Annotated in this window: 17 protein-coding genes; 7 read left to right on the forward strand and 10 right to left on the reverse strand. The window is 64.4% G+C overall.

Annotation, left to right across the window (positions count from 1 at the left end):
• Positions 1–6 precede the first annotated feature (6 nt).
• From AC0L5F_RS01685 to AC0L5F_RS01695, 3 genes are all read left to right on the forward strand, one after another.
• Positions 7–213, forward strand: a complete 207-nt coding sequence (locus tag AC0L5F_RS01685) for a heavy-metal-associated domain-containing protein (RefSeq protein WP_473314872.1) — start codon at positions 7–9, stop codon at positions 211–213.
• 67 nt (positions 214–280) lie between these two features.
• A complete protein-coding gene (locus tag AC0L5F_RS01690; protein ID WP_473314873.1) occupies positions 281–2,644 on the forward strand; it encodes a heavy metal translocating P-type ATPase in 2,364 nt (787 codons plus the stop codon).
• Positions 2,641–3,525 (forward strand): ion channel, encoded by an 885-nt coding sequence (locus tag AC0L5F_RS01695; protein ID WP_473314874.1) that lies wholly within the window; start codon positions 2,641–2,643, stop codon positions 3,523–3,525. The genes AC0L5F_RS01690 and AC0L5F_RS01695 overlap by 4 nt, the downstream gene beginning before the upstream one ends.
• A 31-nt stretch (positions 3,526–3,556) precedes the next feature.
• On the opposite strand, the gene AC0L5F_RS01700 is transcribed toward AC0L5F_RS01695, so the two are convergent.
• Positions 3,557–4,258: a ZIP family metal transporter gene (locus tag AC0L5F_RS01700; RefSeq protein ID WP_473314875.1), complete on the reverse strand. Its 702-nt coding sequence runs from the start codon at positions 4,256–4,258 to the stop codon at positions 3,557–3,559.
• A gap of 138 nt (positions 4,259–4,396) precedes the next feature.
• Positions 4,397–5,701: an APC family permease gene (locus tag AC0L5F_RS01705; protein ID WP_473314876.1), complete on the reverse strand. Its 1,305-nt coding sequence runs from the start codon at positions 5,699–5,701 to the stop codon at positions 4,397–4,399.
• Between the two features lie 56 nt (positions 5,702–5,757).
• Here AC0L5F_RS01705 and AC0L5F_RS01710 point away from each other — a divergent pair, with 56 nt between their 5' ends.
• From AC0L5F_RS01710 to AC0L5F_RS01725, 4 genes are all read left to right on the forward strand, one after another.
• Complete coding sequence (locus AC0L5F_RS01710) at positions 5,758–6,138, forward strand: ArsR/SmtB family transcription factor (RefSeq protein ID WP_473314877.1); 381 nt, start codon at positions 5,758–5,760, stop codon at positions 6,136–6,138.
• 81 nt (positions 6,139–6,219) lie between these two features.
• Positions 6,220–7,176 (forward strand): cation diffusion facilitator family transporter, encoded by a 957-nt coding sequence (locus tag AC0L5F_RS01715; protein WP_473314878.1) that lies wholly within the window; start codon positions 6,220–6,222, stop codon positions 7,174–7,176.
• A gap of 152 nt (positions 7,177–7,328) precedes the next feature.
• The gene (locus AC0L5F_RS01720) at positions 7,329–8,063 is read left to right on the forward strand and encodes an ABC transporter ATP-binding protein (protein ID WP_473314879.1); all 735 of its coding nucleotides are present in this window, start codon (positions 7,329–7,331) and stop codon (positions 8,061–8,063) included.
• 25 nt (positions 8,064–8,088) lie between these two features.
• Complete coding sequence (locus AC0L5F_RS01725; RefSeq protein WP_473316125.1) at positions 8,089–8,337, forward strand: DUF6998 domain-containing protein; 249 nt, start codon at positions 8,089–8,091, stop codon at positions 8,335–8,337.
• Between the two features lie 354 nt (positions 8,338–8,691).
• On the opposite strand, the gene AC0L5F_RS01730 is transcribed toward AC0L5F_RS01725, so the two are convergent.
• The 8 genes from AC0L5F_RS01730 to AC0L5F_RS01765 all read right to left on the reverse strand — a co-directional run bounded on the left by AC0L5F_RS01730 (position 8,692) and on the right by AC0L5F_RS01765 (position 14,343).
• Entirely contained in the window at positions 8,692–9,480 is a 789-nt protein-coding gene (locus AC0L5F_RS01730; protein ID WP_473314881.1) for a class I SAM-dependent methyltransferase, read from the reverse strand.
• Complete coding sequence (locus AC0L5F_RS01735; protein WP_473314882.1) at positions 9,477–10,325, reverse strand: cation diffusion facilitator family transporter; 849 nt, start codon at positions 10,323–10,325, stop codon at positions 9,477–9,479. The genes AC0L5F_RS01730 and AC0L5F_RS01735 overlap by 4 nt, the downstream gene beginning before the upstream one ends.
• Positions 10,326–10,390: 65 nt before the next feature.
• Complete coding sequence (locus AC0L5F_RS01740) at positions 10,391–11,116, reverse strand: cation efflux transmembrane domain-containing protein (protein ID WP_473314883.1); 726 nt, start codon at positions 11,114–11,116, stop codon at positions 10,391–10,393.
• Entirely contained in the window at positions 11,109–11,477 is a 369-nt protein-coding gene (locus AC0L5F_RS01745; RefSeq protein WP_473314884.1) for an ArsR/SmtB family transcription factor, read from the reverse strand. Before AC0L5F_RS01745 ends, AC0L5F_RS01740 begins: the two co-directional genes overlap by 8 nt.
• A 304-nt stretch (positions 11,478–11,781) precedes the next feature.
• Positions 11,782–12,654, reverse strand: coding sequence for an IS3 family transposase (locus AC0L5F_RS01750; protein WP_473314885.1), 873 nt, complete (start codon positions 12,652–12,654; stop codon positions 11,782–11,784).
• A 118-nt stretch (positions 12,655–12,772) separates the two neighbouring features.
• Positions 12,773–12,937 (reverse strand): transposase, encoded by a 165-nt coding sequence (locus AC0L5F_RS01755; RefSeq protein WP_473314886.1) that lies wholly within the window; start codon positions 12,935–12,937, stop codon positions 12,773–12,775.
• A gap of 219 nt (positions 12,938–13,156) precedes the next feature.
• Positions 13,157–14,152, reverse strand: a complete 996-nt coding sequence (locus AC0L5F_RS01760; protein WP_473314887.1) for a cytochrome c oxidase assembly protein — start codon at positions 14,150–14,152, stop codon at positions 13,157–13,159.
• The gene (locus AC0L5F_RS01765) at positions 14,149–14,343 is read right to left on the reverse strand and encodes a hypothetical protein (RefSeq protein WP_473314888.1); all 195 of its coding nucleotides are present in this window, start codon (positions 14,341–14,343) and stop codon (positions 14,149–14,151) included. The genes AC0L5F_RS01760 and AC0L5F_RS01765 overlap by 4 nt, the downstream gene beginning before the upstream one ends.
• Between the last annotated feature and the right edge of the window lie 51 nt (positions 14,344–14,394).

Genomic DNA, 14,394 nt, shown 5'->3' on the forward strand with positions numbered 1-14,394 from the left:
ACCACCATGAGCCACACCACCACCTACACCGTCACCGGCATGACTTGCGGCCACTGCGTCTCCTCGGTCACCGAGGAGGTCCAGGAGATCGCCGGAGTCACCGACGTCGACGTCGTCCTCGAGACCGGTGAAGTGACCGTCACCAGTGCTGAGCCCATCGACGACGCCAACGTTCGCTCCGCCGTGGAAGAGGCCGGCTACCAGCTCGCCTGAGCGCAGGCATCAGGCACCAAGGTTCTTGATCGGCCGACCACATCCCCCCACCTCGAAGGAGGAGCAGATGAGCACCACGTCCAACACGTCCGCCACGCCCAACGCGCTGGCCACGTCGACCACGTCCACCCGGGCCATCGAGCTGCAGATCAGCGGAATGACCTGCGCCTCGTGCGCCAACCGCATCGAACGCAAGCTCAACAAGCTCGACGGCGTCACCGCTACCGTCAACTACTCGACGGAGAAAGCCAAGGTCACATTCCCTGACGGCGTGACCCCCGAGGAGCTGGTCTCGACAGTCGAGTCGGCCGGCTACGCCGCCGCGCTTCCACAGCCCAAGAAATCCGACACACAGTCCGCCTCCGACCCCGCTGATGACTCGACTCGCGAGCTGCGACAGCGGCTGATGATCTCAGCTGCCCTGTCGATCCCAGTGATCGCGATGGCCATGGTGCCAGCACTGCAATTCGAGTTCTGGCAGTGGCTCTCGCTCACACTCGCAGCACCCGTCGTGGTCTGGGGCGCCTGGCCGTTCCACCGCGCCGCTTGGGTCAACCTGCGTCACGGAACCTCCACGATGGACACGCTGATCTCGCTGGGCACCATCGCCGCGCTCAGCTGGTCGGTGTACGCCCTGTTCTGGGGCACCGCAGGCACACCCGGCATGACTCACCCCTTCGAGTTCACCGTCGAACGCACCGACGGCGCCGGAAACATCTACCTGGAGGCTGCAGCGGGTGTCACGACCTTCATCCTGGCAGGCCGCTATTTCGAGGCCCGCTCCAAGCGACGCGCCGGATCGGCACTGCGCGCCTTGTTGGAGCTTGGTGCCAAGGATGTCGCGGTCCTTCGCGACGGACACGACGGACCGGTTGAAGAACGCATCCCCACTGATCAGCTTGCCGCCGACATGCGGTTCGTGGTTCGCCCCGGAGAAAAGATCGCCACCGACGGTGTCATCGAGGAGGGCTCCTCGGCGGTCGACGCCGCGATGCTCACCGGTGAATCCGTGCCGGTCGAAGTGGGTGTCGGCGATGCTGTTGTCGGCGCCACCGTCAACGTCGGCGGCCGCCTGGTCGTCCGTGCCACGCGGGTCGGCGGCGACACCCAGCTCGCCCAGATGGCACACCTCGTCGAGGACGCCCAGAACGGCAAGGCGCACGTTCAGCGACTGGCGGACCGGATCTCCGGCATCTTCGTCCCGATCGTGATTGCGATCTCGCTCGGCACCCTTGGCTTCTGGCTCGTCACCGGCGACGGCATGTCGATGGCGTTCACCGCCGCAGTCGCCGTGCTGATCATCGCCTGTCCATGCGCCCTCGGCCTCGCCACTCCGACCGCCCTGATGGTCGGCACCGGACGCGGTGCCCAGCTCGGAATCCTGATCAAGGGACCGGAGGTGCTCGAGTCCACCCGCACCGTCGACACCATCGTCCTGGACAAGACCGGCACCATCACCACCGGTCAGATGGCACTGGTTGACGTGATCGCGGCCCATGGCGAGGACGCAGACGAGGTCCTGCGACTCGCTGGGGCGCTGGAGGACGCGTCCGAGCACCCGATCGCCCAAGCGATCGCCACGGCTGCTCGCGAACGGCTCGGCGCACTGCCGGCCGTCGAGGACTTCGCCAACCTGGAAGGTCTCGGCGTCCAGGGCATCGTCGCCGAGGGCGACCACAGTCACGCCGTCCTCGTCGGTCGGCCGCAACTCCTGGCCGAGTGGTCCCAGCGCCTGCCTGCGGACCTGGAGACTGCATTGGGCAACGCGCAGGCAACCGGCGGCACGGCCGTCGCGGTCGGCTGGGACGGTGCTGCGCGCGGAGTGGTCGTGGTGGCCGACGCCGTCAAGCCCACGTCCGCCGAGGCAATCGCACGGTTTCGCGACCTCGGCCTTCGACCGATACTGCTCACCGGGGACAACCGGGCCGTCGCACTGTCCGTGGCGTCCCAGGTGGGGATCGACTCGAATGACGTGATTGCCGATGTTCTCCCTTCGGACAAGGTCGACGTGGTCAAGCGGCTTCAGTCAGAGGCCAAGGTGGTCGCCATGGTCGGCGACGGCGTCAACGACGCAGCCGCCTTGGCGCAGGCCGATCTCGGACTGGCCATGGGCACAGGAACCGACGTCGCGATCGAGGCCAGCGACCTCACCCTGGTCCGCGGCGACCTTCGGGTTGCGGCCGACGCGATCCGGCTCTCGCGCCGCACGCTCGGCACGATCAAGGGGAACCTGTTCTGGGCGTTCGCCTACAACATCGCCGCGCTGCCCTTGGCTGCAGCCGGCTTGTTGAACCCGATGCTCGCCGGCGCAGCGATGGCCCTGTCGAGCGTGTTCGTCGTGAGCAACAGTTTGCGACTGCGCGGCTTCAAGTCACTGATCGACGGTCGCGGCTCGACGCGAGCCACGAGAACAGAAGCATCGACTCCGTGACGTGGGTGCTGACTGCAGCAGGAACCATCCTGATCCTGTACGTTCTGCGCGACATCTTTCACACCCTGTGGCATCCGTCCGGGTTCGGCGCGCTCTCGCGCAGCGTCTTCAGGATCATGTGGCGACTGACCAAGCTCAGAAACCAGCGATCATCACATTCGACCGAGCTGGCAGGCCCCCTCGCGCTCCTGGCCACGCTTGGCGCATGGGCGATGTTGTCGATCATCGGGTTCACGATGATTTACCTTCCGCGGATGCCCGATGACTTCTTCTTCGGATCGTCGCTGGAGTCGAGGGCAGCCTCGGATGTCCTCTCATCCCTGTACCTGTCCCTCGTCGCAATGGGCACACTCGGGCTCGGTGACGTTCTGCCGGCAACGCCATTACTGCGGGTCGTTGTACCGGTGGAAGCACTGGTCGGTTTCGTGCTGCTGACGGCCGGGATCTCCTGGGTCCTGCAGCTGTATCCGGCGCTCATCCGGCGTCGGACCTTGGCCCGCCGTTTGACGACCATGTGCAGGACCGAGGCCCGGGAGGTGGTCGAGACCGGACACGCGAGCGTCGCCGTCCAGTACCTGGAGAGCGTCCGCAGTGAACTGGCCACGATCGAGATGGACCTCGTGCTCTACTCGGAGTCGTACTACTTCCGTGAATCCCAGTCGGACATCTCCTTGGCCGCGGTCCTCCCGTTCGTGGTGGATCTCGTCGTTGCAGGGCAGCGCTCATCGGCGCCGGAAGTTCGCCAGGCGGCAAAGATGCTGGATTCAGCTTTGGGCGAGCTGCTCGCGTTGTTGCGTCGAGATCACCTCGGTGAGGTGGGTGGCGATTCAGAGACACTGGCCGCATTCGCCGACGACCATCAGCAGCCCATCCTGCACTGAACCAGGGCCGTCGCCACGGGCGAAGGCTGAGTCATCCCAGTCGGTCGAGAAACAGCGCGACGACCAGGCCGATCGCGACGGCGGCGCCGGTCCAGTAGCCGCTGTCCTTGAAGGCCTTGGGGAAGACCTCGATCGCCAGCGAGCCAACGACTGCGCCTCCGGCAAAGCTGCGGATGAGACCGAGCGTCGAATCGGACGCACCTCCCAGCAGGAGGTTGCCGGCCAGCGCCGCGGCCGTGAGCAGCACCGCAGTCGCGGCCCACAACCCGAGGACCGCGGGCTTTGAACGACCTCCGGCGCTCATCTCCCGCGCACCTCCAGCGGCCTCGGGGAGATTGGAGAGAAGAATCGACCCCGACAATGCGGCCGCGCCAAGCGGGCCAGTGCTGATGAGCGCGACACCGAGTGCGAGATTCTCCGGGATTCCGTCCAGGGTGATCGCGGCCAAGAGTCCACCGCCGCTGTCTCCGCCCCATCGCTGCTTGATCAGGTGGTCGAGTGCCGCGAAGCCGACAGCACCTCCGAGAACCAGCGCGGCCACGGCCCAGAACGGGGCGACGTGCGTTGCCGGTTCGATCAGCTCGAGGACGGCCGAGATCATGAGCGCTCCGCCGGCCAGCGCGACGATGAGCCCTTCGAGCTCATCGGGCAGGGAGCCGTAGATGCCCCATACGGCGCCGAGGACCAGTGAGCTGGACACGACGATAATCACGATGAGTGTCAGCACGAGCAAGACCCCCAACTGTCTGGCCGCGACAGAGCCGGACGGTATTGACGACTTCTTGCGGACGTCGGCAGTAGATCACCCAATCGGACTCTCTGCCACCCTGGCTCCCGTGGGTGCAGTCGACCGATGCAGCGTGATCCGTACTCAGGTCGTGCGGGTCTCGTCGTGGTGAAGGCGTGCAACCACGATCTGGCTGACGGTGATGAGTGCGGCAACGCCACCTGCTACGCCGAGGGTGAGAAGGTCATCGCGGAGCTTGACAGTGATGAATGCCTCTAGCACGGCGAGGTCGAGGACGATCGCTATGGCCGGGATGAACGGGTTCGCCCCGATGGCGTCCCGGAGATGTCGAATGACGCCCCAGTGGATGGCGATGTCCATCGCGAGATAGAGGATCGCACCCATCGACGCGATCTGGCCGAGATCCAGAAACGCCGCGAGCACGATCGCCAATCCTGCGGTAATGATGAGGGACTGGTGTCGGGGGTTGTTCGGCAAACTGGGAGCCTGGCCCAGGTCTCGCAGCATGTCGTAGAGCCGCGAGACCGAATAGATGCTGGCCAACAATCCGGACAGGGTTGCCACGACGGCCAACGCGATGGTCAGGCCCACGCCCCAGGAACCAAAGAGGGGATCGGCGGCAGCAGCCAATGCGTAGTCACGCGCGTCCACGATCTCCTGGACGCTGAGACTTCCCGCGACCGAGACCGTGAGCAGCAGATAGAGAACCGCGCACACCACGATCGAGATCGTGATCGAACGGCTGAGATTCTTCTTCGCATCGGCAACGTCATCGCCCTGGTTGGTGATCGTCGTGAAGCCCTTGTAGGCCAAGATGCACAACGTTGTGCCGGCCAGGAACCCGAGCACACCCTGGCTGGTCTGGCCGGCGTTGTCGCCGCTGGTGAAGTCCAGCAGCGCGGACGGGCCGGCAGCAACGAGACCGCCGATCGCCAGAGCCGCGATCCCGACGATCTTCAGCACCGCGGTGAAGGTCGCCGATCGCTCGACCCATTGCGTGCCGACGAGATTGACGATCGCAGCGAACACGATCGCAGCTATGCCCAGGACGGGAACCAGGACAGCTGACCCCTCGAGCCCGAAGGGCCGCAGTGCGTAGGTTCCGAAGGTCCGAGCAAGCAGACTCTGTGCCACGACCATGGAGACGTACATGAACAACGAGAAGGAGCCTGCGATAACTCCCGGGCCGTACGCAGCCTTGAGCAGCATGGCGACGCCGCCCGACGAGGGGTTGGTGTCGGAGTACCTGATGTAGGAGTACGCGCTGAAGGCAACCACGATGGCGCCAGCGAGGAATGCCAAAGGCATGAGCGAACCCGCGAGCTCACTGACCTGTCCGACGAGGGCGAAGATTCCCGCCCCGATCATCACCCCGGTCCCGAGCGAGACCGAACCGGCCAGAGAGAGCTTCTGCTGATCGGGGTCCATGAGGTCAACCTACGGGGAAGAGTCCGACCTTCTCAGAACTGACATAGTATGTGCGCATGAATGCAGATGGTGACACAGTCCGGCCGTCGGCCGAGGAGGTCGGTCTCGCTGTCGAGATGTTTCGGATGCTGTCGGACGGCACGCGACTAAGAATCCTTTGGTGCCTTGCGAATACAGAGCAGTCGGTCGGGGACCTGGCCGTAGCGGTCGAGAAGGCGCCGGCAGCGGTGTCGCAGCACCTGGCCAAGCTCCGCCTCGCCCGCCTGGTGCGGACGAGGCGCGACGGGAACACCATCTTCTACCGGCTCGACAGCGACCACGTCCGCCAGCTCGTCGTTGATGCGATCCATCACGCCGAGCACCAGGGGCCAGAAGTTCCGCTGCACCACCGTGCCTCGGCGGACGTGCGTCCGCTGCGGTCCACGGACGGGCAGTGACGCGCGATGGGATCAAGTGACCACGACTCGCACGATCACGCCCATGAGCACGGAGGACACACCCACGAACACCCCCACGGATTGAAGGGACTCGCGCTGTCGATCTTCAAGCCGCACAGCCACGACGCGGCAGACTCGATCGACTCAGCGCTGGAGTCCAGCGCTGAAGGCATCCGGGCTTTGAAGACCAGCCTGGTGGTCCTGTTGGCGACGGCAATCGCTCAACTGGTCGTAGTGGTCCTCACCGGTTCGATCGCCTTGCTTGCAGACACGATTCACAACTTCTCTGACGCCCTTACGGCGATTCCGTTGTGGATCGCGTTCGTGCTGGTCAGGCGACCACCCACCAAGCGGTACACCTACGGACTGGGCCGGGTCGAAGACGTCGCGGGCCTGTTCATCGTCATGATGATCGCGCTGTCCGCCATCATCGCCGGGTACGAGTCGATCACCCGTCTGGTCAATCCTCGCGACATCACCCACGTCTGGGTGGTCTTCGCCGCCGGTGTCATCGGCTTCGCCGGAAACGAGTTGGTCGCGGTCTACCGCATCCGGGTGGGACGGAAAATCGGATCAGCCGCCCTCATCGCCGACGGCCTTCATGCCCGCACGGACGGCTTCACCTCGTTGGCCGTCGCAGCGGGCGCACTCGGTGTCGTGGCCGGCTTCCCGCTGGCCGACCCGATCGTCGGGCTGATCATCACGGCGGCCATCCTGGTCGTTCTCAAGGGTGCCGCGACCGAGGTGTTCAGGCGGCTGCTCGACGGCGTCGAACCTGCGCTTGTCGACCAGGCCAACGGCGTCGTGAGGGCGACGCCAGGAGTGGTCGACGTGGCGTCCCTGCAGCTGCGCTGGATCGGGCATCGTCTCCACGCCGAGATCAGCGTCGAAGTCGACGGGCAGCTTGACCTTCACGCCGCGCACGACATCGCGCACGAGGCTGAAGCGAACCTTCGTCGAGACGTGCCGAAGCTGAGCGAGGCAACGGTACATGTGAGCCCACCATCGGAGGTGGCAGTAAATCACGGTGCGCTCTGAGTGATGAGGTGGCGGTCGCTTGAGCACGTGAGGCGGTTGGCCGTCCACCGTTCGTCAGACTCACCCGCCTCCGCTGGTCTGCCGGGCCGGACGATCAGGCGGTGGTCAGGTACGCGGTCCTAACGTCGGGTCATGACCCGTGTGAACAGCCGATGATCGAAGCCCAGCATCTGACGAAGTCCTACGGTGAGAAGACGGCTGTTCATGACCTGAGCTTCACCGTGAAGCCAGGCGTCGTGACGGGCTTCCTCGGACCCAACGGTGCCGGCAAGTCCACGACGATGCGCATGATTCTGGGACTTGACGCGTCGACGTCCGGATCGGTGACCGTGAACGGCAGACCGTACGTCGATCATCCCGAGCCCCTCGCTGAAGTGGGCGCGCTGCTCGAAGCCCGCGAGGTCCACACTGGACGCTCGGCCCGCAACCACCTGCGCGCGATGGCGGCCACAACGGGGTTGGGTCGTCGTCGCGTAGAGGCAGTCCTCAATCTGGTCGGGCTGCATGACGTCGCGTCTCAGCGGGTCGGCAACTTCTCGCTCGGCATGGGTCAACGGCTGGGCATTGCTTCGGCCCTCCTGGGTGATCCCAGGACGTTGATCCTTGACGAGCCCGTCAACGGACTGGACCCGGACGGCATCCTCTGGATACGCAACCTGCTGCGCGGGCTGGCGGACGAGGGTCGCACGATCTTCTTGTCCTCGCACCTGATGAGCGAGATGGCGCTCACGGCCGATCACGTGATCGTCGTCGGCAGGGGGAAGCTCCTGCGGGACCAGTCCATGATCGACTTCATCGCTTCCGAGTCGTCCGACCTCGTTCACGGGGCGTCATGTCCCCGTGTCGGATCCGGACGCTGGGCGGCGTCAACCAACTGCTCACGCTGAGAGGACTGCTCGAACCGCAGTGCTGGTGGAGCAGTTGCATGCGGTCGTTGACGAGCTTGAGGCAATTCACCCTGGACGTAAGTTCCCGCTCGACGGCCACCTCGGCGGCTCCATCGGCGAGGCCGCTGCGAGGTCATGTTCGACACAGTCTTGGCTCCGGCACCCTCGGCCGGACACGACGCGATCGCCGGTGATGGCCGGTAGATCGAAGTCAAAGCCACCCACGGCTCCAGTGGAGTCGCGCTACGCCAAACCTCCCATGGCACCGCCGTAGCGCTCATCGTGTTGAAGTTTTCGAGGAAGCCAGGCATCTCGCCCGAGGTGGTCTTGAACGGGCCACTGGCAGCGGCACTTCAAGTCGCCGGGAAGCTTTGGGAGCAATGGGCAGGCCCGTATGGGTCTGAGTCGACTACGAAGTTTCAATCTGACTATTCGTCCCGACGATCGCGTTCCCTCAGCGTCACCCCTGACGCGGTGGTTAGATACGGGTCGACCTGCTCAGCTGCTCACCCGCACTGCAACTGCGGAATGAACGTCTCGCAAGCCGATCGCCAACCGTCCACCGTTGGTCGACCGGAACAGGCCGGCCAACGCGACTACGGCTGGCGGGTGCGAGCCTGACTTCGGTTCATTCGGCGACGTCGCCGGGCGTGTTTCGCGTCCGGGCCACCACGAAGTACAGCGCCCCACCGGCGGCGGTTTCGAAGGCGATCACGTCCATGTGCTCGCCCACCGACCGCCACGGTTCGATGTCCTCATACGCTCTGGTCACGCCGAACAGCGCCGTGGCGGAGCGCCCGATCGCGACCGCCCACGCGGGCCACGCCGGTGGTCGTCGGACACCACCCACCGCGAGCCTTCCGCGGGTCGGGACCAGTTGGTCGGCTAGATCACGGATCACTTCGTCATATTCAGGAACCATTTCCATCGAGGCTGTTGCCAAGACCGCGGTGGTTCCATCTGGCAGCCGCACGTCTCGGATGTCGGCTTGGACGAGGGTGACTTGGGATAGGTGGTGGCGCTCGACACGGCCCCGTGCCCGGGCAAGCATGCCGGGGGAGAGATCGACACCGACCACCCGGCCACTCACGCCGACGCGGTGCGCGAGTGCCGGCAGGTTGACCCCGGTCCCGCAGCCCAGATCCACCACGGTGTCTCCTGCCTGCAGTTCGAGCAGATCGACCGCTCGCTGCTGCAACCGACGCGCACCCAGAGGTCGGAAGACCCACGCGGTGACGTCGTAGGCGGGTGCCACGCGGTCGTAGAGACGCGCGACGGCCCCGGGGCCGCGAATGCCCCCCTGTGACGCCCGGTGAGCGGCGTATCCCACGGAGGCTGCGGCACCCAGCGCGAGCAGGAACCTGCGATGCGTCGGGTCCATGCCTCGACCGCCGAGGGTCCGGTTCGGCCTGCTCACCAGTCGATCTCCTGACATTCGCGGGCAGCGGTGCGTTCGACCTGGAGGGTGGCGTGCTCGATCTGGTAGTCCACCTTGAGCATTGTGCGGGCCTCGTCGAGGATGCGTGGGAATGCGTCGGTGTCGTCGCCGACCAGATGCGCGGTGGCGACATTCATGCCGGACGTGAGAACCCAGATGTGCAGGTCGTGGACATCTGTGACACCCGGGATCGAGGAAAGCTTGACAGCGACGTCATCGATGGGCATGCCAGCGGGGACGTGCTGGCCGAGGACCGCGAGGACCTGGCGGCCCAGGATGATGGCGCGGAAGGCGACGAATGCTCCGATCGCCAGGGCCACGATGGTGTCCCACCACTGCTGACCTGTGGTGGCGATCAGGATGCCAGCGACGACGACTCCGACGGAGCCGGCGGTGTCTGCGACGACCTCGAAGTAGGCGCCTTTCACGTTCAGGCTTTCCTTCGAACCGGCACGCAGCACCAGCATCACGATGATGTTGACCAAGAGCCCGAGGGCTCCGACGATAATCATCGGTGTCGAGGAGACGTCGGGGTCGCTGCCGATGCGGATGACGGCCTCGATGACGACGTAGGCCGAGACGCCCAGCATGATCAGCACGGTCAGACCCGACGCGAAGACTTCGACACGGTATGACCCGAAGCTACGTCGTCCGGTGGTGTCCTTGCGGGTGGCGATCTTGGTGGCTGCGAGCGCGGCGCCGAGGGCCACGACATCGGCGGCCATGTGACCGGCGTCAGAGATCAACGCGAGGGAGTCGGCGATCAGACCGTAGACGAGCTCGACGAAGAAGAAGGTGAAGATCAGGGCGAATGCAATTGCCAACCGTCGACGGTATCGACCGCCCGCGTGCCCGGCTGGGGTGGGTGTGTGGTCGTGTCCGGTGCCCATCAGGCGTTGTCCTTTCGACTGGGGGAGCAGCAATCGGTTTGCCGGTCGTCGCAACTACATGAGTTGTCGGCCGAGTCGCCGTTGGCAATCGGCCCGCAGCAGCCCTCGCCCTTCCATGCCTGGAGGCCTTCTCGTGCGGCGACTGCCGCGATGAACAGGCCGGCGATCGGGTCGGCCCAGGACCAGCCGAGCGTGGAGTTGAGGACCAGGCCCACCAGCAGGACCGCTGACAGATAGGTGCAGAGCAGGGTCTGTGTGCCGTCGGCAACTACGGCGTTGGAACCGAGCGCGCGGCCGGTGCGGCGTTGCGCGACAGAGATGGCCGGCATGATGATCAGCGACGCGACGGCCAGGCCGATACCCACGTTCGACGGGTCTGCATCGGATCCGAAGATCAGAGCGCGAGCCGACTCGAAGCCGACGTAGGCGGCAAGGACGAAGAACGAGTACGCCAGAAGTCTCAAGGCTTGGCGTTCGCGGGTCTCGGGAAGTCGGTGAGAGAACTGCCACACGATGATCAGGCCGCTCGAAACCTCCACGAACGAGTCGAGACCAAAACCGATGAGCGCGATCGACCCGGCTGCCGCACCAGCGGCGATCGCGATTATGCCTTCGATGACGTTGTACGTGACCGAGATACTCGCCAGCATCTTCGCCCGGCGTCCGAGACGAGCGCGCATCTCCGCGTCTCGCTGAGAACTGGGCGTGGCGAGGTGTTCAGTCATGGGCACTGACTCCGTGGTTTGGGCAGAGAACGACGGCGAAACCGGTGAGGTTCAGCAACTTCTCCGCGGCGGCTAGGAGCTCGGTGGTGGCTTCGGGGTGGGTCACGCTGAAGATCGACGCGCGGCCTTGTGGGCGTGATGTCACCAGCCCGCAATCCTTCAGGCAAGCCAAGTGCTTGGACACCGTGGACTGAGCCAGTCTGAGATGCTCGGTGAGCTCAACGACGCGGTGCTCACCCAGCAGGAGATGTTGCAGGATGATCAGACGCGATCGATCGCTGAACCCATGAAACAAGCAGGCTGCAGCCTCCGTCGAGTGGGACATCTCCTGTTCAACAGGTTCCTGCCCTAGAATCGTCATACGACGATGATAACTAGCATTTACGATACAGACAACCCGGTACGGTCTCAGAATCCCGCTGTGGGTCGAGCATCCCATCTCGTTCCCTGGGTGGATCCAGCGCCGGCACTCGACTTCCGCCAGTTGTCGCCTGACCGTCCTACGGCTTCGCCGCCTCGGGCATGCACTCTTCTCTTGACTTCACAGACGGAGCCCCCCTACCTCGGCGTCCAAGGCCGCGGAACCATCGCGTTGCCAGCCGACGTCGGACGCTCAAGGTGATCCTGACCTGTCCCGAGTTTTCCGGACTCTTGACGTGTGTTGATCATGCCGCTTCTTCGGCGGCGGTGTGAAGGTTTTCGAACTCGATGGGGCTGACGTAGCCGATCGATGAGTGACGCCTGGTCGGGTTGTAGAACGCTTCGATGTATTCGAAGATCCCGTTGGCCAGTTCGGCCCTGGTCGACCAGTCGCGCCGGTCCAGCAGTTCGATCTGCATCGAGCCGAAGAATGACTCCATGAGCGAGTTGTCATAGGCGCAGGCGACCTTGCCCATCGATCCCATCAGCCCAGCCTCGCGCAGCCGGTTGCCGAACAACCACGACGTGAACTGGGCTCCGCGGTCCGAATGCACGACCGTTCCAGGCGGTGGTTTGCGACGCCACCTGGCCATGTCGATCGCATCGATGACCAGCTCGGTGCGCAGATCGTCAGCGATCGACCACCCGACGCAACGCCGCGAGTAGACGTCGATCGCCGCAGCGCAGTAGATCCATCCTTCGCCGGTTCTGTGCTGGGTGATGTCGGTGACCCACAACTTGTCGGGCTTGTCTGCGACGAACTCGCGCTTGACGTGGTCCTCGAACACCGCCGGCGACCGACCACCGCCATGTCGCCATTTGCGACGGTGAACACCCTGCAGACCGCCCAAGGCCATCAGCCGCTCGACCCGGCCGCGGCTGCAGCCGATCTTGCGACCCAGGGTCAGCTCGGCATGGACCCTGCGAACTCCGTATGTCTGCCGCGACGCAGCATGGACGTCTCGGATCGTGTTCAACAGGTAGGCGTCATCGACATCACGAGTCGACGGTGGACGACGAAGCCACTCGTAGTAGCCAGACGTCGAGACCTCCAAAACCCGGCACATCACCGCGACAGCGAAGTCGTCGGCGAGTTCATGGACCAGCCGGAATCCCATTTTGGGAGGACGTTCTCCCTCGCGAAATACGCCGACGCGCGTTTCAGGATCTCGATCTCCATCGCCTGGACACGGTACTCGCGACGCAGACGCACCAACTCTGTGCGTTCGTCCGTCGTCAGACCCGACGGTCGCCGTCCTCGACACTGGCCTGGGCCATCCATCGGCGCAGGCCAGACTCACTGATTCCTAGATCCTTCGCGATCTCAACGATCGGCTTGTCACCAGATCGCGCAAGCTCGACCGCTCGACGACGAAACTCCTCAGGCTTTACTGCAGGCATTCCAGACTCCTCACTCGAAGCGAGTATCGCTCCAACATTGGTGTCCGGAAAAGCCGGGACAGGTCAGAATTGAATCAACGCATGAGAGGCAACCGCGAAATCGATGCTGCGAGCGAACCGCCGCACCTCGGTGGCTGACAACCCGTCTTGTGAAACTTTTCACACGGTAGTACGTCTGCCTACGTCCATTCTCCCCGCCGTGGCGGGTCAGCCACCGGGTCAATCACGCGATTCACGTGGTTCGACCTCACGGGTTGCCGCGGCACGCGGGCCAGCATTATCGCTGACTTCCCACCATGGTCGCGTGGCAGTCGCGCCAAGTCTGTCCAGGTGTCGGTCTACTCGACGCGACTCGCGTTGGTCCGAACGTACCCATTGCCAGATGAATGCGGGCATCAGAGCGAGGACGGTGATGTCGCCGAAGACCCAGAGCAGAGCGCCACCGAGCTGCTGATCACTCAGTGGTCCAGCTCCCCACGTCAGCTGCAACTGCTCGTAGTAGTCGTTGCTCAGCAGAATGGTTCCCATCATGATCGGAACCCCAAGCAGGATGTGCATGGGTGCCAGTCCCATGACCATGCCCATCCGTGCGAGGTGGTTCGGTCGGTGGGGCATGGGGTCCACGCCAACAATGATCCAGAAGAGTAGGCAGCCGACCACCACGAAGTGCACGTGGCTGAGGTTGTGCACCCATTCGTGTCGCAGCGTTTGTTCGAAGAGTGGGCTGTAGTACAAGGCGAATGGGCTGACGGCGAACAGCGTGTAGGCGAACAGCGGATGGGCCAGCACACCCATGGATCTGCTGTGCAGCACGGCCATGACACCCTTGCGCCCGCCGAGTGGCAACGCGCGCAGGGCCAGTGTGATCGGAGCGCCCAGCGCGAGGGGAACCGGGGCGATCATCTGCAGCAGCAGGTGTTGGACCGTGTGGACACTGAACATGGTGGTGTCGTAGACGCCAACGGCAGACGATGTTGCGATCCACAAAATCAGGAGGCCGGTGAGAAACCAGCCGGTGCGCCATGCGCTCCAGGCCACGCCATTCTTGCTAAGCCGCCACACTCCCCACAGGTAGATGATTCCCGGGAGAACGATCAGTGCGATGGCGATCGGTTCGATCTCGAACTGCGTCCACAGGCTGCTGACCCCAAAGGGTGGCAGTTCTGAACCCCCGTGCGAGATCAGTGTGCTGACCGACAACTGGGTGATGGTCACACGCGCACCTCGGCGTTGTTGTCCAGGTTTGCACCGAGCCGGGTAGCGGCGGCGCTGCGAGTACCGAACGACCTGCGCTGCTCGACGTCGCATCCAGCCGTATGGGCCAGCGGTCCGATCATGACGTTAAGCACCGTTGGCTCCGCAGTCGCCGACGGTGGCGTTCGGGAGTTCATGACGAATTCCTCCATCTGGCCAACACGTCGGATTCGTGACGTCTACAACCGAGCCGACTCAATCGA

The organism is Aeromicrobium sp. 10G20-16 (assembly GCF_055809665.1).